Source organism: Halioglobus sp. HI00S01, assembly GCF_001635445.1.
GTDB classification, from domain to species: domain Bacteria; phylum Pseudomonadota; class Gammaproteobacteria; order Pseudomonadales; family Halieaceae; genus Halioglobus; species Halioglobus japonicus.
The window spans coordinates 1-218 of the sequence record NZ_LWEE01000194.1; the positions used below are offsets into that span (position 1 = coordinate 1).

General features: G+C 61.5%; 1 pseudogene. It reads right to left on the bottom strand.

The annotated features are described in order from the left end of the window. Window positions 1-218 (bottom strand): annotated as a pseudogene (locus A3709_RS23965) (DUF3080 domain-containing protein); the annotation flags it as partial.

Consider the following 218-nt stretch of genomic DNA (forward strand, 5'->3'; position numbering starts at 1 on the left):
GATAAAAAACTTCCTGACCACGGTTGGCAGCACATCCGCAGCCGCTGGCCTGATTCTGCCCTGGCATAGCGGACCGTTGGCCGCCCGTTGTCGCAGCACCTGGTCTGCGCCCTCCAGCCAGGCTGCCTGCTGGTCCAGCGCCAGCCACAGCGAGGCGCCGTCGCCGGTGGATAAGTCATACAGCAATAATTCAAATTCTCGGTTGTCGACCCGGTAGT